At 66.9% G+C, this 23,855-nt stretch carries 21 protein-coding genes; 10 read left to right on the forward strand and 11 right to left on the reverse strand.

Going from position 1 to position 23,855, the window contains the following annotated elements; all coding sequences use genetic code 11:
- Positions 1 to 47: 47 nt before the first annotated feature.
- Positions 48 to 989 (reverse strand): LysR substrate-binding domain-containing protein, encoded by a 942-nt coding sequence (locus tag HPA02_RS07000; protein WP_146802374.1) that lies wholly within the window; start codon positions 987 to 989, stop codon positions 48 to 50.
- A 121-nt stretch (positions 990 to 1,110) separates the two neighbouring features.
- Between HPA02_RS07000 and HPA02_RS18410 the strand changes: the two genes are divergently transcribed.
- The 6 genes from HPA02_RS18410 to HPA02_RS07025 all read left to right on the forward strand — a co-directional run bounded on the left by HPA02_RS18410 (position 1,111) and on the right by HPA02_RS07025 (position 4,979).
- On the forward strand, positions 1,111 to 1,320 hold the full coding sequence (locus tag HPA02_RS18410) for a hypothetical protein (RefSeq protein WP_244945876.1): 210 nt from the start codon (positions 1,111 to 1,113) through the stop codon (positions 1,318 to 1,320).
- A complete protein-coding gene (locus HPA02_RS07005; protein ID WP_244945877.1) occupies positions 1,317 to 1,982 on the forward strand; it encodes a pirin family protein in 666 nt (221 codons plus the stop codon). Before HPA02_RS18410 ends, HPA02_RS07005 begins: the two co-directional genes overlap by 4 nt.
- Before the next feature lie 74 nt (positions 1,983 to 2,056).
- Positions 2,057 to 2,683, forward strand: coding sequence for an isochorismate family cysteine hydrolase YcaC (ycaC, locus tag HPA02_RS07010; protein ID WP_146802375.1), 627 nt, complete (start codon positions 2,057 to 2,059; stop codon positions 2,681 to 2,683).
- 136 nt (positions 2,684 to 2,819) lie between these two features.
- Positions 2,820 to 3,761 (forward strand): pirin family protein, encoded by a 942-nt coding sequence (locus HPA02_RS07015; protein ID WP_146802376.1) that lies wholly within the window; start codon positions 2,820 to 2,822, stop codon positions 3,759 to 3,761.
- 31 nt (positions 3,762 to 3,792) lie between these two features.
- Positions 3,793 to 4,401 (forward strand): NADPH-dependent FMN reductase, encoded by a 609-nt coding sequence (locus tag HPA02_RS07020; RefSeq protein WP_146802377.1) that lies wholly within the window; start codon positions 3,793 to 3,795, stop codon positions 4,399 to 4,401.
- Positions 4,398 to 4,979, forward strand: a complete 582-nt coding sequence (locus HPA02_RS07025) for an antibiotic biosynthesis monooxygenase (RefSeq protein WP_146802378.1) — start codon at positions 4,398 to 4,400, stop codon at positions 4,977 to 4,979. The genes HPA02_RS07020 and HPA02_RS07025 overlap by 4 nt, the downstream gene beginning before the upstream one ends.
- A gap of 8 nt (positions 4,980 to 4,987) precedes the next feature.
- Here HPA02_RS07025 and HPA02_RS07030 read toward each other — a convergent pair whose 3' ends face one another.
- The 3 genes from HPA02_RS07030 to HPA02_RS07040 all read right to left on the reverse strand — a co-directional run bounded on the left by HPA02_RS07030 (position 4,988) and on the right by HPA02_RS07040 (position 9,209).
- On the reverse strand, positions 4,988 to 7,381 hold the full coding sequence (locus tag HPA02_RS07030; RefSeq protein ID WP_146802379.1) for an FdhF/YdeP family oxidoreductase: 2,394 nt from the start codon (positions 7,379 to 7,381) through the stop codon (positions 4,988 to 4,990).
- Entirely contained in the window at positions 7,378 to 8,163 is a 786-nt protein-coding gene (locus HPA02_RS07035) for a formate dehydrogenase accessory sulfurtransferase FdhD (RefSeq protein WP_244945878.1), read from the reverse strand. The genes HPA02_RS07030 and HPA02_RS07035 overlap by 4 nt, the downstream gene beginning before the upstream one ends.
- Positions 8,164 to 8,345: 182 nt before the next feature.
- The gene (locus HPA02_RS07040; protein WP_146802381.1) at positions 8,346 to 9,209 is read right to left on the reverse strand and encodes a LysR family transcriptional regulator; all 864 of its coding nucleotides are present in this window, start codon (positions 9,207 to 9,209) and stop codon (positions 8,346 to 8,348) included.
- Between the two features lie 199 nt (positions 9,210 to 9,408).
- Between HPA02_RS07040 and HPA02_RS07045 the strand changes: the two genes are divergently transcribed.
- The 3 genes from HPA02_RS07045 (at position 9,409) to HPA02_RS07055 (ending at position 12,301) form a co-directional block, all read left to right on the forward strand.
- On the forward strand, positions 9,409 to 11,262 hold the full coding sequence (locus tag HPA02_RS07045) for an ABC transporter ATP-binding protein (RefSeq protein WP_244945879.1): 1,854 nt from the start codon (positions 9,409 to 9,411) through the stop codon (positions 11,260 to 11,262).
- A gap of 42 nt (positions 11,263 to 11,304) precedes the next feature.
- Positions 11,305 to 11,724 carry a GFA family protein gene (locus HPA02_RS07050; RefSeq protein ID WP_146802383.1) on the forward strand — a complete coding sequence of 140 codons (420 nt, stop codon included), beginning with the start codon at positions 11,305 to 11,307 and terminating at the stop codon, positions 11,722 to 11,724.
- A gap of 100 nt (positions 11,725 to 11,824) precedes the next feature.
- Entirely contained in the window at positions 11,825 to 12,301 is a 477-nt protein-coding gene (locus HPA02_RS07055; protein WP_146802384.1) for a peroxiredoxin, read from the forward strand.
- Positions 12,302 to 12,368: 67 nt separating this feature from the next.
- On the opposite strand, the gene HPA02_RS07060 is transcribed toward HPA02_RS07055, so the two are convergent.
- The 4 genes from HPA02_RS07060 to HPA02_RS07075 form a co-directional block, all read right to left on the reverse strand.
- The gene (locus HPA02_RS07060; protein WP_146802385.1) at positions 12,369 to 13,316 is read right to left on the reverse strand and encodes a helix-turn-helix transcriptional regulator; all 948 of its coding nucleotides are present in this window, start codon (positions 13,314 to 13,316) and stop codon (positions 12,369 to 12,371) included.
- Positions 13,317 to 13,392: 76 nt separating this feature from the next.
- A complete protein-coding gene (gene capA, locus HPA02_RS07065; RefSeq protein ID WP_146802386.1) occupies positions 13,393 to 15,483 on the reverse strand; it encodes a caprolactamase subunit alpha in 2,091 nt (696 codons plus the stop codon).
- A 19-nt stretch (positions 15,484 to 15,502) separates the two neighbouring features.
- Positions 15,503 to 17,248: a caprolactamase subunit beta gene (gene capB, locus HPA02_RS07070; protein ID WP_146802387.1), complete on the reverse strand. Its 1,746-nt coding sequence runs from the start codon at positions 17,246 to 17,248 to the stop codon at positions 15,503 to 15,505.
- Positions 17,249 to 17,584: 336 nt separating this feature from the next.
- A complete protein-coding gene (locus tag HPA02_RS07075) occupies positions 17,585 to 18,934 on the reverse strand; it encodes a purine-cytosine permease family protein (protein WP_146802388.1) in 1,350 nt (449 codons plus the stop codon).
- A 162-nt stretch (positions 18,935 to 19,096) separates the two neighbouring features.
- On the opposite strand from HPA02_RS07075, the gene HPA02_RS07080 reads away from it, so the two are divergent.
- Entirely contained in the window at positions 19,097 to 19,678 is a 582-nt protein-coding gene (locus HPA02_RS07080) for a GNAT family N-acetyltransferase (protein ID WP_146802389.1), read from the forward strand.
- A gap of 113 nt (positions 19,679 to 19,791) precedes the next feature.
- Here the strand turns inward: HPA02_RS07080 and arfA are convergent, their stop codons facing one another.
- The 3 genes from arfA to HPA02_RS07095 all read right to left on the reverse strand — a co-directional run bounded on the left by arfA (position 19,792) and on the right by HPA02_RS07095 (position 23,648).
- Entirely contained in the window at positions 19,792 to 19,932 is a 141-nt protein-coding gene (gene arfA / locus HPA02_RS07085) for an alternative ribosome rescue factor ArfA (RefSeq protein WP_146802390.1), read from the reverse strand.
- 81 nt (positions 19,933 to 20,013) lie between these two features.
- Positions 20,014 to 20,934: a uroporphyrinogen-III C-methyltransferase gene (cobA, locus tag HPA02_RS07090; RefSeq protein WP_146802391.1), complete on the reverse strand. Its 921-nt coding sequence runs from the start codon at positions 20,932 to 20,934 to the stop codon at positions 20,014 to 20,016.
- Positions 20,922 to 23,648 (reverse strand): nitrate reductase, encoded by a 2,727-nt coding sequence (locus tag HPA02_RS07095; protein ID WP_146802392.1) that lies wholly within the window; start codon positions 23,646 to 23,648, stop codon positions 20,922 to 20,924. Before HPA02_RS07095 ends, cobA begins: the two co-directional genes overlap by 13 nt.
- Between the last annotated feature and the right edge of the window lie 207 nt (positions 23,649 to 23,855).

Below are 23,855 nucleotides of genomic sequence, written 5' to 3' on the forward strand. Positions count from 1 at the left end.
CTACCATTGCCAGCCGCCGCCTCCGGGCGGCGGTTTTCGTTGGTCCGTCAGGACGCACCACCCGCGTTGATCAGCGCCTCCGGGGTGGCGAAATCCTCCTCGCTGATCTGCTCGTCCAGGAAGTCGAGCAGCGCCCGCACCGCCGGCAACAGGCCCCGCCGGGAAGGGAAGACCGCATGCAGGATGCCGCCCCGGGGCTCCCAGCCCGGCAACACATCGATCAGGCGCCCCGCCTGGATATCCTGGGCCCCCACCAATAGCCCCAGCTTGACCACCCCGAGCCCCTTCAGGGCGGCGGCATGCAGGGTCTCGGCGCTGTCGGTGACCAGCCGCGGTCGATGGGGAATCTGGGCGCTGGCGCCCTCGGGGCCCACCAGGTCCCAGCAGTGGCGATGATCATACTGCTCGAAGTCGAGGCTCGGCAGCTCGGCGAGATCCGCCGGGCTGCGCGGCCGTGGCCGCTCGGCAAACAGCTCGGGGGCGGCCATCAGCCGCTGGGGACTCGATGCCAGCACCTTCATGGTCAGGTCGCAGTCCTCCAGGGGCGGGAAGCGTACCCGGATCGCCAGGTCGAAGCCCTCCTTGATCACGTCCACCCGCCGGCTGGTGGCTTCCACCTGCACCTCCACCTTGGGGCAGCGCGCCATGAAGCGCACCAGCAGCGGCGTGATCAGGTAGTGCAGCACGCTGGGCGGGCAGCTCAGTCGCACCATGCCCTGGGGCTCGGCGTGATGGCGCTGGATCAGTTCCTCGGCGGCCTCGGCCTCCACCAGCATGGCCAGGCAGTGGCGATAGTAGGCCTGGCCCAGTTCGGTGACCGAGAAGTGCCGGGTGGAGCGCTGGATCAGCCGGGTGGCGAGGCGCTCTTCGAGCTGGGTGATACGCCGGCTCAGCTTCGACTTGGGAATGCCCAGGGCACGCCCGGCCGGGGCGAAGCCGCCATGGTCCACCACCTGGACGAAGTAGTAGAGGTCATTGAGATCCTGCATCCTATTGTCCTATTATCGAAACGCTGGGTGTTATATTAGCCATCTAGCGGAGTCATCGTTCTTTAAATAGGCTTCCCATCATCGGGAGACGGCGCTTCTCCCCCTTGATAGGAGCCAACTGATGAAAAAGATCCAGGCAGTATACGGTGCCCCGCACGGCCATTGGGTGGGCGATGGCTTCCCGGTGCGCACCCTCTTCGGCTACGACCGCCTGGGCGCCGAGCACCTCAGCCCCTTCCTGCTGCTCGACCATGCCGGGCCCCACCGTTTCGAGCCGACCCGCTACCGCCGTGGCGTGGGCCCCCCCCCCACCGGGGCTTCGAGACCGTGACCCTGGTCTACCATGGGGCCCTGGAGCACCGCGACTCGGCGGGGCACGGCGGCCGGATCGGCGAGGGCGACGTGCAGTGGATGACCGCCGGTGCCGGCATCATCCACGAGGAGTACCACGCCCCGGTCTTCGCCGAGACGGGCGGCACCCTGGAGATGGTGCAGCTATGGGTCAACCTGCCGGCGCGGGACAAGTCCGCCCCGCCGGCCTACCAGACCCTACTCGACGGCGAGATCCCGCGGATTGATCTGGAAAATGACGCCGGCCAGGTCAGGGTGGTGGCGGGCCGCTATCTTGATCGAGAGGGCCCGGCGCGTACCTTCACCCCGATCAATGTCTGGGATCTGCGCCTGGTGGCCGGCGGCGATGCCACCCTCGAGATCCCCGAGGGGCATACCACCCTGCTGGTGGTACTCGAGGGCACCGTGCTGGTCAACGGCGAGCGCATCGTCCGCGACGCGAGCGTCGTCGCCTTCGAGCGCCGCGGCGAGGCCCTCCACCTGGAAGCCAATAACGACGCCAAGCTACTGCTGCTAAGCGGCGAGCCCCTCAACGAGCCGGTAGCCGGTCGAGGCCCCTTCGTGATGAATCACGAGACCGAGTTACGCCAAGCCTTTGCCGACTTCCAGACCGGGAAGTTCGGCAACCCGAGGGGAGCATGAGTCGACTCATGTGCCCATCCCCGCCCGGCGCTAGGCGCCGGGCAGCCCCCGACGACCAAGAAGGGAGAACGACCATGTCCTATACCTACAATCGACTCGACAAGGATGATGTGGCCCTGCTGATGGTGGACCATCAGGCCGGCCTGCTGTCACTGGTGCGCGACTACAGCCCGGACGACTTCAAGAACAACGTCCTGGCCCTGGCCGATATCGCCAAGTTCTTCGATATCCCCACCATCCTCACCACCAGCTTCGAGACCGGCCCCAATGGCCCCATCGTCCCGGAACTCAAGGAGATGTTCCCCCAGGCCCCCTACTTCGCCCGCCCCGGGCAGATCAACGCCTGGGACAACGAAGAGTTCGTCGCCGCCATCAAGGCCACCGGCAAGAAGCAGCTGCTGATCGCCGGGGTGGTCACCGAGGTGTGCGTGGCCTTCCCGACGCTCTCGGCCCTGGAGGAAGGCTATGAGGTCTTCGTCGTCACCGACGCCTCCGGCACCTTCAACCAGACCACCCGGGACGCCGCCTGGGATCGCATGTCCCAGGCCGGCGCCCAGCTGATGACCTGGTTCGGGGTGGGCTGCGAGTTGCACCGCGACTGGCGCAACGATATCGAAGGCTTCGGCGGCCTGCTGGCCGGCCACCTGCCCGCCTATGCCAACCTGATGCAGAGTTATTCGCAGCAGAACCAGCTGGGCTAAACGACAACCGGCCAGGGCAGGACCCGCGCCCTGGCCGGGCGTCGGTAGAGCGTCGAGGGCTCGGCCCCTGGCAAGGCCCCATAGGGCCTATGCTAAGGGCCGAGCCTTCTCCCTTGACCGTCAGGAAACCCGGATCATGAGCAATCTCGTCAACGAACGCGAGCTCGCCAGCTCCCTCGACTGCCCCATCGTCGATGGCAAGCGTCAAGTGCAGCACGTCACGCCGCATAGCGCCGAGGTGGGCGGCATCCCCGTCAACCGCGCTCTGCCCCGCCGCCAGCGTCGGCTGATCGGCGCCTGGTGCTTCCTCGACCATATCGGCCCGGCCGACTTCGCGGCGGACGACCCCGGCCTCAGGGTCGGGCCCCATCCACATATCGGCCTGCAGACCTTCACCTGGATGATCGAGGGCGAGATCCTCCATCGCGACAGCCTGGGCACCGCCCAGGTGATCCGCCCCGGCCCGGTCAACCTGATGACCGCCGGCCGTGGCATCAGCCATACCGAGGAGTCGCTCTCCGGCGAGGCGACCCTCCACGCCGCCCAGCTATGGATCGCCCTGCCCGAGGCCGACCGCGCCACCGACCCGCGCTTCGATCACTACCCGAGCCTGCCGCGCTGGCACGAGGAAGGCACCGAGCTGACTCTGCTGGTGGGCGAGTTCGCCGGCCACCGGGCGCCGACCCTGACCTTCTCGCCGCTGGTGGCCCTCGACCTGACCAGCCCCCGGGGCAGCCAGTTGCGCCTGCCGCTGCGCGCGGACTTCGAATACGGCCTGCTGCCCCTGGAGGGCGACCTGGAGGTCGAGGGCGACACCTTCGCCACCCATGAACTGGCCTACCTGGGCCGCGGCCGCGACGAGGTCACGGTGACGCTACCCGCCGGCGGCCGGGTGCTGCTGGTGGGCGGCGAGCCCCTGGGCGAGGAGATCCTGATCTGGTGGAACTTCGTCGGCCACAGCAAGGCGGAGATCAGCGAGGCCCAGCGCGATTGGGAGGCCGAGAGTCCGCGCTTCGGCAGCATTCCCGAGTTCGACGGCCCGCGGCTGACGCCCCCGCCGCTGCCCTGGAAAGCCTGATTCTCTTCTCGACCCCAGCCAAGGAGGCCCCATGAGCGACAGCCCCCGCATTCTGGTCTTCGCCGGCAGCACCCGGCGCGGCTCCCATAACAGCCACCTGGCGCGGCTCGCCGCCGCGTGCCTGGAGCGCCACGGCGCCCGGGTCACCCGGATCGACCTCAAGGACTACCCCCTGCCCCTCTACGACGGCGACCTGGAGGCCGCCGAGGGCCTGCCGGCCCAGGCCCGGCGCCTGCAGGCCCTGCTCGCCGAGCACCAGGGGCTGCTGATCGCCTCGCCGGAGTACAACGGCTTTCCCACCCCGCTACTCAAGAACACCCTGGACTGGATGACCCGCCCCGACGGCGAGCGCAGCGGCCTGGCCCTGTTCGCCGACAAGGTGGCGGCGGTGGTGGCCGCCTCCCCGGGCGCCCTGGGCGGCATGCGCAGCCTGGGCCTGACCCGCCAGCTATTGGGTAACCTGGGGGTGATGGTGCTGCCCAACCCCCTGGCCCTGCCGCGCGCCGCCCAGGCCTTCGGCGAGGACGGCGACCTGGAGGAGCAAGCCGTGCGCGAGCGCCTCGATGCCCTCTGCCGGCGACTGGTCAGCACCCTGGATCGCCTGCACCCCGACGATGACGCCAGTGGAGAGAGCCCATGAGCGACGCGCCCCAGCCCCGGGACGGTGCCCACTGCGAGGGCGCCACCCTGCGCATCCATCACCGCATCAGGCCCCAGGCCCAGGAACGCTACGAGACCTGGCTGCGCCAGATCATCGAGGCCGCCGGACGCTTCCCCGGCCATCAGGGGGTGCATATTCTGCGCCCGCAGGCCCAGGGCCAGGACTACGAGATCGCGGTGCGCTTCGCCGGCGAGGCGGATGCCCAGCGCTGGCGGGAGTCCAACGAGCGCCGCGAGCTGCTGGCGGTGATCCAGCCGGAGCTCGCCCAGGACGAACGCCTGGAGATCCTCAGCGGCATCGACTACTGGTTCACGCCCCCGGAGTCCGGCGCCAAGGTGCCGGTGCGCTGGAAGCAGTGGCTGATCACCACCGCGGTGATCTGGCCCCTGACCATCCTGGTGCCGCTGCTCTGGTGGCCGCTGTTCCGGGTGGCGCCGGTCCTCGAGACCTGGGGCCTGCGCCACGGGCTGGTGGCGGCGACCATCGTCGCCCTGGTGGTCTATCTGGTGATGCCGCGGGTGGTGCGCCGGGTCTCGCCCTGGCTGCATCGCCGCTGACCTCACCATTACGCCAGGCGGCGGCTGGGCACCAGCTGCACCGCCACCGCCTTGGCCACCGGGGTATCGCTGCCCTCACCTACCCGCTCCAGGGGCATCAGCGCATTGGTCTCCGGGTAGTAGGCGGCGCAGCAGCCCGGCGGGGTGTCGTAGGCCACCAGGCGGAAAGCCGGCGCCCGGCGCGGCTCGCCCCGCCTCTCTCCCTGCTCCTCTCCCTGATAGGGCTCACCCAGCAGGTCCACCCAATCGCCGGCACGCAGCCCCAGCCGCGCCAGGTCGTCGGGATTGACGAAGAGCACCCGGCGCTGCCCCTTGACCCCGCGATAGCGGTCGTCATAGCCATAGACGGTGGTGTTGTACTGGTCGTGGCTGCGCAGGGTCTGCAGGGTCAGCCAGCCCGGGCGCCCGGCCAGGCGCTGGTGCATCACCGCCTCGGGCAGGGCACCGGCGGCGAATTCGGCGCGCCCGGTGGCGGTGAGGAAGTCGCGTTGGCGGGCCGGGTTGTCGAGGACAAAGCCCCGGGGCGCCGCCAGGCGGGCGTTGAAGTCCGCGAAGCCGGGAATCACCGCGGCGATCTCGTCGCGGATGCGGTCGTAATCCGCCACCAGGGCCGCCCAATCGACCACCCCCGGATCGATGCCGCGGCGCGGCAGCACCCGGGCCAGGGTCGCCGCGGCGATCCCGGCGACGATGGCCGGCTCCGAGCGCAGCTCGGGCGAGGCCGGCGTCAGGCGTCCGGCGCTGGCATGCACCGCCGACATGGAGTCCTCGACGCTAATGCGCTGGGACCGCCCCTCGGGGCCCTGGCGATCGATCTCGCTGCGCCCCAGGCAGGGCAGGATCAGTGCCTCCCGCCCGGTGATCAGGTGGCTGCGGTTGAGCTTGGTGCTGATCTGTACCGTCAGCCCGGCGCAGCGCAGGGCCGCCTCGGTGCGCGGCGTGTCCGGAGTGGCCCGGGCGAAGTTGCCGCCCAGGCCGATAAAGACCTCGGCCTCTCCCGCCTCCAGGGCCTGCAGGGCGCCCTTGGTATTGAGCCCGGGATCGCGCGGCATGGGCACCCCGTAGCGCGCCTCCAGGGCCTCCAGCAGCCAAGTCGGCGCCGTCTCGTCGATGCCCATGGTGCGATCGCCCTGCACATTGGAGTGGCCGCGCACCGGACAGGCACCGGCCCCGACGCGGCCGATATGGCCGCCCAGCAGCAGCAGGTTGATGATCTCGCGCACCGTGGCCACCGAGTGCTCGTGCTGGGTGATACCCATGGCCCAGGTGATGATCACCCGCGGCGCGTCGGCGTAGATCTCGGCCAGCCGTTCCATCTCCTCGCGGTCAACCCCGGCCTGGGCCTCCAGCGTCGCCCAGTCGCAGGCCTGCACCGCCTCCCGCCAGGCCGTGTAGCCCCGGGTATGGGCCTCGATAAAGGCGCGATCCGGGGTGAAGGTCCCAGCCGCCTGCCTGGCGAAGAGCGCCTTGGCCAGGCCGCGCAGCAGCGCCATGTCGCCACCCAGCCGCGGCTGCACATAGTGGCCGGCGATGGGGTGGCTGCCGGCGTGCAGCATCTCGACCTTGCGCTGGGGATCGGCGAAGCGCTCCAGGCCGCGTTCGCGCAGGGGGTTGATGGCCACGATGGTGGCGCCCCGCTCCGCCGCCCGGCGCAGGTCCCCCAGCATCCGCGGATGATTGGTGCCGGGATTCTGACCGAGCACGAAGATGGCATCCGTCGCCTCGAAGTCCTCCAGGCGTACCGTGCCCTTGCTCACCCCCAAGCTCGCCATCATGCCCAGGCCGCTGGCCTCGTGGCACATATTGGAGCAGTCGGGGAAGTTGTTGGTGCCGAACAGGCGCACGAACAGCTGGTAGAGGTAGGCGGCCTCGTTGCTGGCCCGCCCCGAGGTGTAGAAGAGCGCTCGATCCGGGTCGTCGAGACCCGCCAGGCGCTCGGCGATCAGCGCGAAGGCGGCGTCCCAGCCGATGGGCCGGTAGCGATCCGTGGCGGCGTCATAGCAGAGGGGCTCGACGAGGCGACCCTGGGCCTCCAGGCGGCAGTCGTCCCAGCCCAGCAGCTCGCTCACCGTATGGCGGGCGAAGAAGTCACGACCCGCCCGCTTGGCGGTGGCCTCCCAGGCCACCGCCTTGGCGCCGTTCTCACAGAACTCGAAGGCGGCGCCATGGGTCGGGTCGCCCCAGGCGCAGCCCGGGCAGTCGAAGCCGTCGGCCTGATTCATCGCCAGCAGCGCTCGCACCCCGGTCAGCGGCGCGCCGCTGCGCGCCAGTTGTCGGCCGACGCTCTTCAGCGCGCCCCAGCCACCGGCCGGGCCGGCATAGGGGGCTAGCGAAGGCGTGCCGGCCAGGCGCTCCTCGGTCAAGGGAAGTGCCGCCTCGGGCGTGGTGTCGACTTGGCTCATAACAGGTTCTCTGGGGTATCGGGGGCCTGGCCGCTAAGCAGTTCCAGATCGCGCCCGCGGTGGCAACAGATCAGGTTGAGGTCACAGCCCCGGGCCACCTCAACCGCCATATCGGAGGGCAGCGCCAGGGTGGCCAGGGTGGAGATGCCGGCGCGCACCGCCTTGTGCACCAGTTCCAGGCTGCAGCGGCTGGAAACCAGCAGGGCCGCGAAGTGCCGCCCCGGATCGCTGCCCCGACGCAGCCCTTCGCCGATCACCCGATCCAGGGCGTTATGGCGACCGATATCCCGCCCCAGGGCCAGAAGGCGGCCCCGCGCGTCCAGGCCCAGGGCGAGATGCTGGCCCGGCGCCGAGTGCGCGCTCAGCGCCTCCAGGCCACGCCACAGGGCCGCCGCCGCCAGGGGCGGTCGCGCCGGCAGGCGCCGCAGTCCGGCCAGCAGTTGCCCCTCCTCGGCCAGCCCACAGGCGCCGCAGCTGGAAAGCGAGGGGGCGGCGCGACGCAGTGCCAGGGCCTGGGCCTCGATCCGCGGCGCCACCGAGAGATGCACCGCCAACCCATGGCGCAGCCGGGCCAGGCGCACTTCGGTGACCTGGTCGGCCCGACCGATCCAGCCGGCGGTATAGGCATGCCCCAGGGCCAGCGGCTCCAGAGCCTCCGGGGTCGCCAGCAGGGTCGCCATGGGGCTGTCGTTGAGCAGCAGGGTCAGGGGCGCTTCACAGGGACCGTTCTGGTCGCGCAGCGGCCGCCGGCGGCTATCCCGGTAGGTCGCGGCACCATCCAAGCGGGCACGGCGCCGGAATGGCGCCGTGCCAGGCGCCGGAGTCGTGACAAGAGAGGTCGCGGTGATAGGCATCAGGGGTCGCCCCGGGGACAGCAACGGATGACGGCAGCCTACCCAAGGGCGTTGCTCACTCGCCAATGGAGGCTGGCGATCCCATCATAGATGTCATCTATCAAACGACCTCAGGGGGAGGTCGGCCAGGTCGCCAACACCTCTTCCAGCAGGCGACTGCGCGGGCGCTGGGGCCGCCACAGCAGGCCGATCCGATCTCCCGGTCCCGGCAGTCGCCGGGCACAGATTCCGGAAACGGTGGCCGGCAGGCATGCCTCCGGCAACACGCCGACCCCCAGCCCGGCCCCTACCAGCGCCAGCAGGGCGGCGATGGAGTTGGCCTCCAGCTGGGGTTCCAGGGACTCGCCCGGTGACTGGAGCCGCGCCGCCAGCAGTTGGCGGTTATGCATCTCCGGGGTCAGCAGGCAGAGCGGATAGTCCCCCAGACACGCCCAGTCGGGCCTCTCGGGCAGGCGGAAATGGTGTGGCGAGGCGAGCAACGCCGGGCGTTCCTCGAGGAGGGGGCGATGGGCGAAACCGGCCATGGCGGGGGCATCGAGGTAGCCCAGCACCAGGTCCAGCTCACCGTTTTCCAGTCCCTGGGCCAGGCGCGGCGTGGCCAGCTCGCGCAGGCGCACCCGCAGCCGCGGGTGAGTCGCCCGCAGGCCGGCCAGCGACGTGGCCAGGGCGCCCAGCGCGGTGGGAATCACCCCCAGGGTCAGCCGACCGGTGAGGGGCGCGTCGGGGGCCAGCTCGCCGCGCAACGCCTCGAACTCACCGAGGATGCGCCGGGCATGACTCAACACCCGCTCCCCCTCCGGGGTCAGGCCCTCGTAGCGGCGCCCACGGCGAACCAACTGCACCCCCAGTTCCTCCTCCAGGCCGCGCAGCCGTGCCGAGAGGGTCGGCTGGGTGACATGGCAGGCCGCGGCGGCGCGGCCGAAATGGCGCTCCCGGGCCAGGGCCGCCAGGAAAGCGAGTTGACGATGATCCAAGCGTCACCCCCTCGGGACATTGATGATAGACAAACCCTATGATGCCAGAGGCAGGCTCGCTCGCCAGGGTTCTCTCCCCGCGATGGTCTGCCCCCAGGATAGTCCCGGTCCTCAGCGGCAAGGCCGGCTGACTCGACCGGCGGCGTTCTCACGCTGGGCTCTGCTACACTCGGCCCTTCTAACTGCCGGAGTCCTCGCCTTGTCGGCCCCGTCCCCGCCCACGCCCCCCGCCAATCCCTTCGCCGGCTTCTTCGGCGTCTTCCGTTACAGTCGCCGGGCGATCCGCCTGGTGTGGGAGACCTCGCGGCCGCTGACCCTGGGCCTGGCGGTCTGCACCCTGGTGGCCGGGGTGCTGCCGGCGGTGGCGGCCTGGCTCGGCCAGTTGATCGTCGATGCGGTGGTGGCGGCCATGGCGGCGCATCGGGAGGGCGGCCAGGCGCCGACCTTCGAGAGCCTCTGGCCGGTGCTGCGCTATGTGCTGGCCGAGGCCGGGGTGATCGCCCTGATCGCCCTGGCCCAGCGCGGCCTCTCCGCCCAGCAGTCGCTGCTGCGCGCCCAGCTCGGGCACAAGGTCAATGTGATGATCCTCGAGAAGGCGGGGCAGTTGTCACTGGCCCAGTTCGAGGACTCGGAGCTCTACGACCAACTGACCCGGGCCCGCCGCGAGGCCTCTACCCGCCCCCTGGCGCTGGTCAACAAGACCTTCGCCCTGGGCCAGCACGGCATCTCCCTGGTCAGCTTCGGGGTACTGCTGGTGGGCTTCTCGCCCTGGGCGCTGCTGATCCTGGTGGTGGGGGCCCTGCCGGTGTTCCTCTCCGAGGCCAAGTTCTCCGGCGACGCCTTCCGGCTGTTCCGCTGGCGCTCGCCCCAGACCCGCATGCAGATGTACCTGGAGACGGTGCTGGCCCGCGAGGACAGCATCAAGGAGGTGCGGCTGTTCGGCCTGGAACCACTGCTGCTGGGCCGCTATCGGGGCATCTTCGAGACTCTCTACGGCGAGGATCGCCGCCTGACCATTCGCCGCGACAGCTGGGGCTTCCTGCTCGGCCTGCTGGGCACCCTGGCCTTCTACGGCGCCTACGCCTGGGTGGTGATCGAGACGGTGGGCGGTGCCCTGACCCTGGGCGAGATGACCATGTACCTGATGGTCTTCAAGCAGGGCCAGGCGGCCCTCTCGGCGGGGCTCACCGCCATCGGCGGCATGTACGAGGACAACCTCTACCTCTCCAATCTCTATGAGTACCTGGAGCAGCCGGTGGAGGGCGACGCCGGCACCCTGACCGCGGGCGTGCTTCCCGGCGACGGCATCCGCTTCGAGGGGGTCGCCTTTACCTACCCCGGCGCCGAGACCCCGGTGCTGGCGGGTATCGACCTGCACCTGCGCCCGGGCCAGAGCCTGGCCCTGGTCGGCGAGAACGGCTCCGGCAAGACCACCCTGATCAAGTTGCTGACCCGGCTCTACCCGCCCTCGGCGGGGCGCATCCTGCTCGACGGCAGCGACCTGCGCGACTGGGACGTGCGGGCCCTGCGCCGGCGCGTCGGGGTGATCTTCCAGGACTTCGTGCGTTACCAGCTGCAGGTGGGTGAGAACCTGGGGGTCGGCGACGTGGCCGCCTTCGAGGACGAGGCCCGCTGGCAGGCCGCCGCCCGCCTGGGCCTGGCGGACGCCTTTATCGAGCGCCTCGGCGGCGGCTACCGCACCCAGTTGGGGCGCTGGTTCAAGGGCGGCCAGGAGCTCTCCGGCGGCCAGTGGCAGAAGATCGCCCTGTCCCGGGCCTATATGCGCGAGGAGGCCGATATCCTGGTGCTCGACGAGCCCACCGCGGCCATGGACGCCGCCGCCGAGGCCGAGGTCTTCGCCCGCTTCCGCGAGCACAGCCGCGACAAGATGACGATCCTGATCTCCCACCGTTTCTCCACGGTGCGCGCCGCCGACCAGATCCTGGTGATCGACCGCGGCCGCATCCTCGAGCGCGGCACCCACGCCGAACTCCTGGCCCGGGACGGCCGCTACGCCCGACTGTTCCGCCTCCAGGCCAAGGGCTACCGCTGAGCTACACTACAGGGCCAACGCCCGATCATGGAGGAGAGCGAGATGTCCATCACCGCGAGTGGTCGCTGCCTGTGCGGCGCCGTGACCCTGGAGCTGAGCCTGGGCAACGCCAAGGTGGGCGCCTGCCACTGCAACCTGTGTCGTACCTGGGGCGGCGGCCCCCTGCTGGCCCTGGAGTCGGTGGAGGCGATGACACTGCACGGCGAGAAGCACGTCACCACCTATGCCTCCTCGGAATGGGCCGAGCGCGGATTCTGCGGCCGCTGCGGCACTCACCTCTTCTATCGCCTCACCTCCGGCGAGCATATCGCCGTGCCGGTGGGCCTGATCGACGACGGCCGCGCCTGGTGCTTCGAGGCCGAGATCTTTATCGACGAGAAGCCCGCCTTCTACGACTTCGCCAATGCCACCCACCAGATGACCGGCGCCGAGGTCTTCGCCGCCTTCGCCCGACAGGAGTAGTCTCGGGCTTCGCCGGAAGGCGCCGGCCCTGCTACATTGGTCCCGCCAGGGGCCTATCCCCATGGCGCGATCGATTCCACCGACGAGAAGGATCCCCGACATGAGTCTTGCCATCGGCGACACGCTGCCCAACCTGACCCTCAAGACCAACGGCGCCCAGGGCCCCAAGGACATCGACACCGACGCCCTCTTCGCCGGCAAGAAGGTCGTGCTCTTCGCCGTGCCCGGCGCCTTTACCCCGGGCTGCTCCAATACCCATATGCCGGGCTTCGTGATCAAGGCCGACGAGATCCTCGCCAAGGGCGTGGACGCCATCGTCTGCACCTCGGTCAACGACGCCTTCGTGATGGACGCCTGGCAGAAGGACCAAAACGCCCAGGCCATCACCATGCTGGCCGACGGCAGCGCCGACTTCGCCGAGGCCATCGGCCTGAGCAAGGACCTCACCGCCGCCGGCCTGGGCGTGCGCAGCCAGCGCTATGCGCTGATCGCCAACGACGGCGTGGTGGAGTACCTGGGCGTCGACGAGAAGGGCGTCGACAAGAGCAGCGCCGAGACCATTCTCGCCCAGCTGTAACGATCGACCGCGAGTCCCCGAGGGCCGGCGATCGCCGGCCCTCGGGCCGATAAGATCTCATCTATGGTTAATCGATCAGTATACGGCGACGCATCTCGCTGGCAGAGCAACCGAAATGGCGTCGGAAGGCGCGACAAAATTGTGCCTGATCCGAGAACCCCCAGCGGTAGGCGATCTCGCCAATGGTGATACCACAGGCCGCATCACAGAGGTCTCGGCGTGCCGCCTCCAAGCGCTGGCGACGAATCCATTCGTTAACGGTATGGCCGGTCTCGGAGAAAAGTTTGTGTAAGTAACGCAGCGAGATGCCGCTGTGGACAGCCACCAGGGCAGGATCCAACTCAGGGTTGCCGAGCTGACTGGCGATAAAGCGTTCGATACGCATCAAATGGGCCGTCTTGAGGTGAGACTGCTCGCTATTCAGTACCCGCTCATCCTGCTCGAGCACTAGAGACAACATGCCCAACGCCTGCTCGAAGAGACGATTGCGATCTCCCGGTGAACACTCTTCATATCGCTCGGCACAAATCATCAGGAACTCGACGAAGGCCCGCCCCATCCCCCTCTCGGCGTCGAAACAGTGCTGAGAGTAACGCTCGGGACGCCGTACTCGATACTGCATCGCTTCGCCGGGTACCTTGAAGACCCACATGGCATTACGATGCTCATAACCGAAGCGATAGGGCGCATCCCCCTGCTCGACGATAAAGCCACCGGGGCGGCAGCGCAGGGTACGCCCATGCTGATCGAAATAAACGCTGGTGTGCTGGGGAATGGTCACCAAGAAAGAAGACTCGCTGTCATCAGCGATCTGCGTTTCATTACGCGCATACTCAAGACGGTCAGAGCATAAGCGAGAGAGAGAAAAGCCGTCGTTATCCGCTTTCCATACTTTGAGAGAGCCCTGAAACCCGCCTTGGTCGTCACCATAGTTCAGCGTCAGTGGGAAATAGGTCGTCGATACCATGCGAGACCACTGATCTCGAGCCTCGATGGCTTGTGCCTCTAGAGTCATGGGTCACCTCGTCACTCTTGTTGTTATGAGGTCGGGGGGCGCCAATGCGCCCCCACGTCTTGCCATCCATGATGCCTTATTCGCCCTCACCTGGGGTCAACAGATAAGTGGCCGCGCGGGTCAGACTCGCACGCCAACCGGGCGGTATGACGATATTGGTTGTCGGTTCCTCAATCACCGCCGGTCCGCGAATACAGAGATCCGGATCGAGCTTCTCACCATCGTAGACTGGGGCGAGCGTCCAATCGCCACTCTCGTCGAAGAGCATATCACGCTGTCCCTTGCGGGCCTGCTCCAGATCGAGACCACGCGGCGCGAGTTCCGGCATCTGCGGCGGCGCCACCCACCCCACCACCGAGCACTCCAGGTTGACCAGTTCGATGGCGCTATGTGGCTCACTATAGGAATAAAGTGCCTCATGGCGATCATGGAAGGCGGCCTTGAGATCTTGCCAGCCCTGAGCATCCAGACGATCGGACTGTAGCTCCACGGTGCACTCGTGAATCTGGCCAAGGTAGCGAATCTCGAGTCGATAGTGACAATCGATCTCGTTACGTTCGAAACCATCCTGCCGCAGTTGCTCCACTCCCTGGTCTCGCAATGACGCTAACCGCTCATTGAGTACATCGCGATGAGCCTCATCCTCATCCAGGGGCAACGGCAACGAGGAAAGCTTCTCGTACTGAACGTTGGAGATGATCTGACCAAAGGCGCACAACCCCGAGGCGACCTTCGGCACCAGCACCTGGCGAATCCCCATCTCGTCGGCCAGGCGAACCAGGTGCATACCGGCAGCGCCGCCGGCTCCAATCAGGGCAAAATCGCGGGGATCATAACCCTGCTCCACCGAGACTCGGCGAATGCCGTTGACCATATTGAGATTAACCAGCGTCGAGATACCGAAGGCGGCCCGCTCTACGCTGATACCCAGCGGCTTCGCCACCTTGTCATATATCGCCTGATAAGCCGCCTCTCGATCCAGACATACCGTACCGCCCAGCACGGCGTCCGGGTTCAGGTAACCGAGCACCAGGTTAGCATCGGTGACCGTGGGCTCCTGCCCACCCTTGCCATAGCAGACCGGTCCTGGGGTCGCCCCGGCGCTGCGCGGCCCCACCTGGAGCATGCCCTGATCGTTAAGGTGTGCGATGGAGCCCCCGCCCGCACCCAGGGTTTCCACCTGGATCATCGGTACGCCAATGCGGTAGCGCAGGAAGTCCACATCCTTGCTGAAGTTGGTCTGCCCTCCCCGGGTCAGGGTGATGTCGAAGGAAGTCCCCCCCATATCCACGGTGATAACGTTGTCGATCCCGAAGGGCCGTGCCACATGAAGCCCAGCCTGGGGGGCCGACGCAGGACCAGAGTTGATGGCGGTTACCGCACGCTCGCTCATCATCTTGCCCTGGGCCAGACCTCCATTGGACTGGAAGTACTGCACAGGATGACGCGCTCCCAGCTCCTCGAAGAGGGCATCAATGCGCGACACATAGCGCTGCATCACCGGACTCAGGTAAGCATTGACCACCGTCGTAGAAGTTCGGGTGTATTCACGCACCTGGGGATAGACTTCACTGCCGGCACAGACAAACACTTCGGGTAAGAGCTCACGCACCAGGGCCAGGGCGCGAGCCTCGTGATCCGGGTTGGTCACCGACCAGAGGAAGGAGATTGCCACCGCCTCGACTCCCTGATCGCGGAAATAACCCAGCGCCTCGCGAATCGCTGCCTCGTCGAGCGGCTCCCGTTCACGGCCATCGCTCAGGATTCGTCCACCGATCGGGCGCCTCAGATGGCGTGGCACCAGCATGTGCGCCGGGGGGTATTCCGGATCGTAGCGGTAACCGTCTTCCTTGTGTCCAAGCCGAATCTCCAGGCTATCCTCGTGCCCCGCCGAACAGAGCAGCCCCACCTTGACGCCCTGACGTTCAATCAAGGCATTCAGGGCGACGGTGGTGCCATTGATGCAGAGATCGGCATTGGCGACGATCTCAGCGGCAGGCTTGCCCAGGGCATCGGCGATCTGCGCCAGACCGGCCCGGATCGCCTTGGTGCCATCCTCAGGCGTGGATGGGCTCTTGAACAGCCTCACCCGGCCCTCCCGATCAGCGATAATAAAGTCGGTAAAAGTACCGCCGGCGTCGATGCCCAGTCGATAGTCATGTTTCATTGTTGTGTCCTCCTCAGGATCAGCCGGCTTGGCGCTGCTGGTGGGTAGCCTCGATGTCGAGTTCACCACTGGCAGTCACGATCACCCCATAGTCGAGCCGGGCTCCCTCGCGAGAGACCAGACCATTCGTTATGTCATCGAGCACCTCCTCCACGGGGCGGGTAAAGGGATCTCCGAAGCCGCCACCGCCAGGATTGATATTGATCACACGCTCACCGGGGGCGATCTCCAGCATGGCGTTATGGTCATAGGCGGTCTCACTACCGTCGCCATGACGATGGACAAGGCGCCCCAGCTTGGGCTCGATCAGGGTATTCCGGGCACCTGCGGCACCGGCAGTGGGATACTGTCGTCCCTCGCCGAAGGCAACGGTAGTCATCACGTGATCCAGGGGCTCGATCTCCAACCAGGTCCCGGAGCCACCGCGTCGCTCGCCGGCGCCGCCGCTGTCGGGCACTAGTCCATAGCGGTGGATCAGGATCGGATAGGAGTATTCCAGTAGCTCGATATCTCCCGACATCAGGGCACCGAAGCAGCACAACGGTCCACGGGAGTGCCAGCCATCCATTCCCCGGGTCGCGCCCGCACCGGAGATGATCGAGGCCAGCACCATGGTGACGTACTGGTCATCACCTCGCCGTGGATCCTTGCCGGCAATATTGATGCCGCTGGCATGTCCCCAGGAAGCACTGACCCGATCCGGAGCGGCCTGCTCGAAGGCCAGGCGTACCGCGTCGGTCAGGGTCTCCATGGGCGTAGTGGTGCAGTTGGCATGCGGAGCCGGCTCGGTGGCATTGCACAGAGTGCCCGGTGGCCCCATATCGATACTGACGCAGCGGTAAAGCCCTTCGTTGTAGGGAGGCGGCAACTGGGCAAACATCATCAGTCCCAGCAGCACCCCGGACATGGAGTTTCCCTCGTAGGAGTTGATGAAATAGGGCACCTGGGGTGGGCTATCGATGTGAATTGCTACTTCATCATTGCGTACCGATACATGGGCGGTGATCTCGAGATCACCGAGACCATGGCCGGAATCTTCCAACCGGGCCTTGCCAAAGTAGTCACCATCTGGCACTTGGCGAATCAGGCTGCGCATCTGGCGGTCCGCCATGGCCTTGAGTTCGGCAATGGCAGCCTTGACGGTATCCACCCCATAGCGTTCCAGCAACGCCAGCAAGTGACGCTCCCCCACGCGACAGGCGCCGTACTGAGCGTTAAGGTCGCCTTCCTGACTCTCGCGTGCCCGCATATTGGTCAGCAGCAGGTTGATCACGTCCTCGCGCCGCTTTCCCTTCTCCCATAACTTGACCGGGGGGATACGCAGCCCCTCCGCATAGATCTCCTTGGCATCCGGGTTGTAACCCGCCGGCACCGGTCCACCGATATCGGTGAGGTGGCCCTTGCACACCGTCCAGAACACCAGTTCGCCTCGAAAGAAGACCGGCTTATACATGCAGCAATCGATGATATGACTGCCCTTATAGGCCGGATCATTGTGGTAGATAACATCGCCCTCGGCGATGTCTTCACCATAGAAGCCCGCAACAGCTTTCATGGCAGGAATCAGGGAACCTAGATGAATCGGAATATCCTGCCCTTGGAGGATCATTTCTGGCAGGTGGTCGAAGAGAGCATTGGAGTAGTCATGGGCGAGATTGAAGACGCTGGAGCGGCCGGTCTTCTCCAGAGTCAGGGTCATCTCTCGCTGGGCGGTTTCCAGCGCTCCCCTGACCACGGCCAGCGTGATGGGATCAATGGTCGACATATGGGACTCCGATATTGTCGTTGTGAGCCTTGCGATATCACGACGCGCGTCGATGACACCGATGGCCGAGGCCATGTCCTCTACACTACGGTCCGTCAGGTCTCGGAGCTTGCTATCTGGCGAGCAGTGAATTGACGTTGCGTGCACTCCCATCCAACCAATCCCGGGTGCACTTAACGCCAATCCTTAGGGGGCTTCGTCGGTTAAGCTGGAACCGGGTGACGCGACGCGTGGAGAGCCGCGTCGCGCCTCTACTTGCCGCCCTTGGGCGGCTTTTTTCGGCACAAAAAATACTGCCGAAGCCCAGGACTCCGGCCGCAACGTATCAAGCGACAATCACTCCTTGAGCAGACTCGCCATGTACCAGGCCGGATTGGCCCGGCGCAGTCCCAGTTCATAGAGGAGGTAAGAGCAGAAAAAGGTCACTGGGGCTGAGAAGCCAACCAAGGTAGGTAACTGCATCAACACTATGCCCACCAGGATCGCTCCCCCCCAGGCCAGAAGACCACAAGGGTTGAAAGCCGGAATATGAGCATTATCCAGCTCCACATGGCCCTGAAAGCGGCTCTGATAGGTGGGCGATATAATATGCGCTAGGGCCACACCCACCCAGGCCACCACGAACACCCCCTGATAGGCCAACGCCTGAAGCAGATAAGTAAAGACATCTGCCATCATCAAGCCATAGGCCATGGCACCAATCAGGCAACCAGCTAACACCTTACCCAGTCGCCGGCCTGTCACCTTGCGAACCAAGGATTCGAAGTTGACCGTGGCCAGATAGAAGTTGGCGGTATTAATCCGGCTCTGCGTTACCCATACCAGTAGCAGGCCACCCACCCCCATCAACTCCAGCAGCCCCAGCACGATAGAGGCTTCGGATAATCCGCCGATGGGAATCATGGAGTCGAGCAGGATACCCACTACCCCGCTGAACAGGAACGCCATTAAATAGAACGGCACACCAAAGGTGATTCGTGAATGAAAGAGCACATCCTTAGGGCGACCAAAACGCGCATAGTCAAAGGTAAACATCATCAACACCCAGACGCCCATATAGTAGGCAAAAGTGTGCAACCACCCAAAGGTAGGGGCTCCACCGTCCGGCACACGCGCCAGCCAATCAGCAGGATACCCAAACTCACTGATCGCCATCCCCACGGCGATCAACATTCCCACAACATAGACTGGCAGCAACACCCCATTAAACTTGTCCAGCCAATGCTGCACGCTACCAAAAATCAGCGAGACCCCTAGCACCACCACAATAGCGGTGGCCATTGCCATGGAGAGAGAGCCACTCCATTCGGCCAATACCAGGGCCATGACATAGCCTTCGAAGACCGCGTAGTAGAGGGCAGTGGCAAAGAAGATCAAGGTGGCCACCATGGCTCCGAAATGGCCAAACAGCACCTTGGAGAAGAGCGCCACGGTCAACCCGGTACGCATGGCGTAGCGGCTGATCACCACATTGATGGCACCATAGGCTAATACCGTTAAAACAATTCCGATCAAGGCATTAGCAGTGCCGTAGTGGCGTGCCATGGCGGCGGCGACAACCAGGTAGAAGATGGCACTGCAGACCGCCCACCAGGCCATCATCAAATTACCACGGGGCATGCGCCCAGATTCCGGCACTGGCCCCTCGGCATAGTCGAGATCGTTCTCTTGTTTTCGCTGGGTCATTTGGCTTACCTTTTTGTGCTTGTTATACAAACCGGCCACCCAGGCCGGCAACGAAGGGTGGAGCGCTGCTTGCGCTCAATACAGCGCCTGGTTTTCACCCTACTCAGCAGAGGTGGACTCGGCTTGCCGGCTAGAGCCTCATGAATTGGCATTCAGGGCACCATGTCATCCGAAAATTTTCTTATCGAACCCGAGACGCCGCGCCTGCGGCTGCGCCAGTGGCGGGAGAGCGACCTGGGGCCCTTCGCCGCCCTCAATGCCGACCAGGAGGTGATGGCGCACTTCCCGGCGCCGCTGAGCCGCGCCGAGAGCGATGCCATGGCCGAGCGCATGCGTGGATTGATCGCCGAGCGGAGCTGGGGCTTCTGGGCGGTGGAGATAAAGACGGCGGCGTCCTTACCGGCGTCCTTTATCGGCTTCGTGGGACTGCATATTCCCCGGGACGACCTGCCCTTCGCGCCCTGCGTGGAGATTGGCTGGCGCCTGGCGCGGCCCCATTGGGGACACGGCTATGCCCGGGAGGCGGCCGAGGCCGCCCTGACGGTGGCCTTCGACTCGCTGGGGCTCGACGAGGTGGTCTCCTTCACCACCCTCGGCAATCGCCGCTCCCAAGCGCTGATGGCGCGGCTCGGCATGCGCCACGACGCCATCTTCGAGCACCCCGCCCTGCCCCCGGGCCACCCGCTGCGCCCTCATTGCCTCTATCGGCTGAGCACCGCCGACTGGCGCGGCGCGCGACGCTGATCGACCCGACGCCGAAAATCTACGAGGCCCTCCATGGAGGGCCTCATAGGGAAGCGTGACGCCGGGGTAGTGCAGGGGGAGTAACGGGACAGGCGCCTGGCGAAACGGCCGGCTCAGGCCGCTTGGCGAGGCGCCCGCCCCTTGCGGGAGTAGCTGCCCTTGCCCTTCTTGGGGATCTCGCGCCGCTGCTTGAACAGCGGGGTGCGTAGCGTCGCCTTGAGGGCATTATCGCGAATCTTGCCGGTCTTCTTCATCGAGACACTCCTTGGATGTCACGGGAGGCGAACACCGCCTCTCGGCGCCCCCTGAGACTCTAACCGTGCCCGGGGGTTCCCTCACTCCTTCGTCGTCCCAGCCCTAGCCCCGGCCACTCGGCGCTGCCGCTGCGCCGCCATCCGCACCACGCTGCCCACAACGATCAAGCAGGGCGAGGGCAGCGGCTCGGCCGCCAGCCTGGCGGGCATCTCGGCCAGGGTGCCGATCAGTGCCCGCTGCTTGGGCAGGCTGGCGTTGGCCACCAACATGATCGGCCAGTCGTCGGGCAGACCGGCGCCGCGCAACCCGGCGCAGATCGCCTCGACCTTGGCCAGGCCCATATAGAACACCAGGGTCTCGTCGCGACGGGCCAGCGCCGGCCAGTCCGGCTCGCCTTCGGCACGGCACAGCTGGGCGGTGACCAGGCGCAGCTGCTGGGCATGGGCCCGGTCGGTGAGCGGAATGCCCATGCCGGCGCAGGCCGCCGAGGCGGCGGTGATACCGGGCACGATCTCGCTGGGCACCCCCGCCGCGTCGAGGGCGGCGAGCTCCTCGCCCAAGCGCCCGAAGACCCCGGGGTCGCCGCCCTTGAGGCGCACCACCGACTTGCCCTGGCTCGCCAGTTCCACCAGCAGCTCGCCGATCTCCGCCTGGGGCACGCTATGCTGGCCCCGTGCCTTGCCCACGTAGTAGCGCTCCCGGTGAGCCGGAATCAGCGCCAGCACCTCATCCCCCACCAGGCGGTCATAGACCACCGCATCGGCCTCGCCCAGCAATCGGGCGGCCCTGAGGGCCAACAGCTCCGCCGCGCCGCTGCCGGCCCCCACCAGGTAGACGCTGCCGGGGCGACAGTCGCCACCCAAGGCCGTGCCCTTCCGCTGGTCCGCACCATCGGTCCGCCAGTAGGTCGTGTCGGCGATGCGCCGGGCCAGGCCGCGTAGCGGCGTCAGCAGGGCGTCCCATGCCAGTCGGGCCTTGCTGCTTGGGGTCAGGGTTCGCATGGGGCCTTCTCCTCTTCGGCATGCGTCGCGCGCTGCTCTTCGATCAGGGATTTCAACTCGGGAATGCAGCTCCCGCACTGGGTGCCGCAGGCCAGGCGGGCACCCAGCGCCTCGACGCTAGCCTCGCCGCCGCGGATCGCCGCGACGATGGCCTTCTGGCCCACCTGGTGGCAGCTGCACACCACCGGGCCGCTGTCGGCGGCGCCGTCGTCGCATCCGGCCAGTAGGCGCCGCCGGCGCTCGGGCGACAGGGCCTCGCCGCGGGCGGCCTCGGCGAGGCGCTCATCGAGCCAGGCCAGCCCCGGCAACTCCGCCGGGGGGCCCACCATCAGCCACCAACGCAGGCGACCGTCCTCAATACCGGCGGCACGCAATCGCCCGCCGGCGGGATCGTCGAGCCACAGCGCCGGGGTCACCGGCAGATGGCCCGCGAGCCAGGCCAGCCAGTCGCGATCGGCCTGCTCAGGCATGCCGGCCAGTTGCCAGCGCTGGCCATGGGCCAAGGGGATTCGCGCCCAGTAGGCGCTCTCCATGCACCAGCCGGGCGTCGCCGGGAGGTCATCGGCGACCAGCAGGGTCGCCTCCCAGGCGACGGGAAGCGACTCGAGGGCCACGGCGCCATGTTTGGACTCGGGCTGGCCGGAGAGCGGGTCGAGGTGGGCCTCCAGCAGGCTGCCCATGCGCGCGCTCCCGCTGAAGCGGTCGCTCCAGTGCATGGGCACGAATACCTCGCCGCGGCGCTGCCCCTTGGTGAGCCGCACCCGGCCTAGGTAGTCGCCGCCGGCACCACGCAGCCGTGCCAGTTGCTGGTCGCCGACGCCCAGCGCCAGGGCGTCCTCGGGGGTGATCTCGATAAAGGGCTCGGCGCGGTGATTCATCAGCCGCGGCGCCCGGGCGGTGCGGGTCATGGTGTGCCACTGGTCGCGGATACGCCCGGTGTTGAGGCGCAGCGGCCGCGCCTCACTAAGCGCCTGCTCGGGCTCCCGGGGGCGCACCGGGATCAGCCGGGCCCGGCCATCCGGGGTGGCGAAGCGGCCATCCTCGAAGAGCCGCGCGGTGCCCCGTGGGGCGGCGGCGGTGACCGGCCACTGGATGGGTAAGAGGGCATCAAAAGCGGCGCGATCGAGTCCCGCCAGCCCGGAGATATCGAACAGTCGCTTGCTGCTATCCGCGTTCTCGAAGCCGGAGAGCCGGGCATGCTCGTCGAAGATCTCCGCTGGATGCGCGTAATCGAAGGCCTCGCCATAGCCCAACCGCCGGGCCACCTGGGTGATGATCCACCAGTCGTGCTTCGCCTCCCCGGGCGGCGGCAGCAGGCCGCGCTGGCGGGAGATGCGCCGCTCGGAGTTGGTCACGGTGCCGTTCTTCTCCGACCAGCTCGAGGCCGGTAGCACGATATCCGCATAGTCCAGCAGGTCGGTATCGGCCATGCACTCGGAGACGATCACCAGCGGGCACGTCTCGAGTGCCTCCCGCACCCGGTTGGCCCGGGGCAGGCTGACCGCCGGGTTGGTGGCCATGATCCATAGCGCCCGGACCTCGCCCCGCTCGATCGACTCGAAGAGTTCCACCGCCTTGTGGCCGGGCCCCTCGGGCAGGGTCGGGACCAGCGATTCGGTGGCCCAGAAGCGGGTCACCCGATCGCGGGCCCCCGGGGTGTGGTAGTCCATATGGGCGGCCAACTGGTTGGCCAGGCCACCCACCTCGCGGCCGCCCATGGCGTTGGGCTGGCCGGTGATCGAGAAGGGCCCGGCCCCGGGCAGGCCAAGCTTACCGCCGGCCAGGTGGCAATTGATGATGGCGTTGCACTTGTCGGTGCCGCTGGAGGACTGGTTGATGCCCTGGGAGTAGAGGGTCACCACGTGCAGTTGGCTAGAGAACCAGTAGTAGAAGGTCTCCAGGCGCTCCGGGTCGAGATCGCAGTCGGCGGCGATGGCCTCCACCGAATCGTCCTCCTCCCGGGCCGCGGCCAGCGCCTCCTCGAGGCCATGGGTGTGCTTCTCCAGGTAGACCCGATCGAGCCTGCCCCGGTCGGCCATCCAGGTCAGCAGCCCATTGAAGAGGCGGGCATCGCTGCCGGGCCTGAGGCCCAGGTAGAGGTCGGCGATCTCGCAGCTGTCGGTGACCCGGGGGTCGATCACCACCACCCGCATCAGCGGATTGCGGGTCTTGGCCACCTTGAGGCGCTGGTAGAGCACCGGGTGGTTCCAGGCCAGGTTGGAGCCCACCAGCACCACCAGCTCGGCCTCCTCCAGGTCCTCGTAGCTGCAGGGCACCGCATCGGCCCCCAGGCTGCGCTTGTAGGCGGCCACCGCCGAGGCCATGCACAGCCGCGAGTTGGTATCCAGGTGGGGCGTGCCGAGGAAGCCCTTGAACAGCTTGTTGGCGACGTAATAGTCCTCGGTGAGCAGTTGGCCGGAAAGGTAGGCCGCCACGGCGTCGGCGCCGTGCTCGCTGCGGGTCGCCGCCAGGCGCTGCGCCACGGCGGACAGTGCCGTCTCCCAGTCCACCTCGACGCCGTCGACCCGGGGCCGAGTCAATCGCCCCCGGTGGCCGAGGGTCTCGTGGAGGGCCGAGCCCTTGACGCAGAGGCGGCCATAGTTGGCCGGGTGCTCGCTGTCGCCGCTGACGCCGACGATCCGCTCGCCCGCAAGCTCCGCCACGACGCCGCAGCCGACGCCGCAGTACGGACAGGTGGTTCGCGCCTGATGCATAGGGTTGCCTCTTGAAACGACGATGGCGCCCTCCCTCGGCCGCTAGGCCGTGGGCAGGACGCCATCGTCGTGTTCGCTGAACTGCTGATATCGACAGGACCGCCATTGGTCCCGGGTTACTTCCTGGTAAGCAAGACGTATGCCATAAGACCGGAGAATCACCCTAACTATTTGACTATCCTGAGCATCTTGGCGAACCACCAGGCC

Source organism: Bisbaumannia pacifica (assembly GCF_007989625.1).
Taxonomy (GTDB): domain Bacteria; phylum Pseudomonadota; class Gammaproteobacteria; order Pseudomonadales; family Halomonadaceae; genus Bisbaumannia; species Bisbaumannia pacifica.

Coding starts and splice junctions, on each gene's coding strand:
- HPA02_RS07000 (WP_146802374.1), bottom strand. CDS start 989: ATGCAGGATCTCAATGACCTCTACTACTTCGTCCAGGTGGTGGACCAT.
- HPA02_RS18410 (WP_244945876.1), top strand. CDS start 1,111: ATGAAAAAGATCCAGGCAGTATACGGTGCCCCGCACGGCCATTGGGTG.
- ycaC (WP_146802375.1), top strand. CDS start 2,057: ATGTCCTATACCTACAATCGACTCGACAAGGATGATGTGGCCCTGCTG.
- HPA02_RS07015 (WP_146802376.1), top strand. CDS start 2,820: ATGAGCAATCTCGTCAACGAACGCGAGCTCGCCAGCTCCCTCGACTGC.
- HPA02_RS07020 (WP_146802377.1), top strand. CDS start 3,793: ATGAGCGACAGCCCCCGCATTCTGGTCTTCGCCGGCAGCACCCGGCGC.
- HPA02_RS07025 (WP_146802378.1), top strand. CDS start 4,398: ATGAGCGACGCGCCCCAGCCCCGGGACGGTGCCCACTGCGAGGGCGCC.
- HPA02_RS07030 (WP_146802379.1), bottom strand. CDS start 7,381: ATGAGCCAAGTCGACACCACGCCCGAGGCGGCACTTCCCTTGACCGAG.
- HPA02_RS07050 (WP_146802383.1), top strand. CDS start 11,305: ATGTCCATCACCGCGAGTGGTCGCTGCCTGTGCGGCGCCGTGACCCTG.
- HPA02_RS07055 (WP_146802384.1), top strand. CDS start 11,825: ATGAGTCTTGCCATCGGCGACACGCTGCCCAACCTGACCCTCAAGACC.
- HPA02_RS07060 (WP_146802385.1), bottom strand. CDS start 13,316: ATGACTCTAGAGGCACAAGCCATCGAGGCTCGAGATCAGTGGTCTCGC.
- capA (WP_146802386.1), bottom strand. CDS start 15,483: ATGAAACATGACTATCGACTGGGCATCGACGCCGGCGGTACTTTTACC.
- capB (WP_146802387.1), bottom strand. CDS start 17,248: ATGTCGACCATTGATCCCATCACGCTGGCCGTGGTCAGGGGAGCGCTG.
- HPA02_RS07075 (WP_146802388.1), bottom strand. CDS start 18,934: ATGACCCAGCGAAAACAAGAGAACGATCTCGACTATGCCGAGGGGCCA.
- HPA02_RS07080 (WP_146802389.1), top strand. CDS start 19,097: ATGTCATCCGAAAATTTTCTTATCGAACCCGAGACGCCGCGCCTGCGG.
- arfA (WP_146802390.1), bottom strand. CDS start 19,932: ATGAAGAAGACCGGCAAGATTCGCGATAATGCCCTCAAGGCGACGCTA.
- cobA (WP_146802391.1), bottom strand. CDS start 20,934: ATGCGAACCCTGACCCCAAGCAGCAAGGCCCGACTGGCATGGGACGCC.
- HPA02_RS07095 (WP_146802392.1), bottom strand. CDS start 23,648: ATGCATCAGGCGCGAACCACCTGTCCGTACTGCGGCGTCGGCTGCGGC.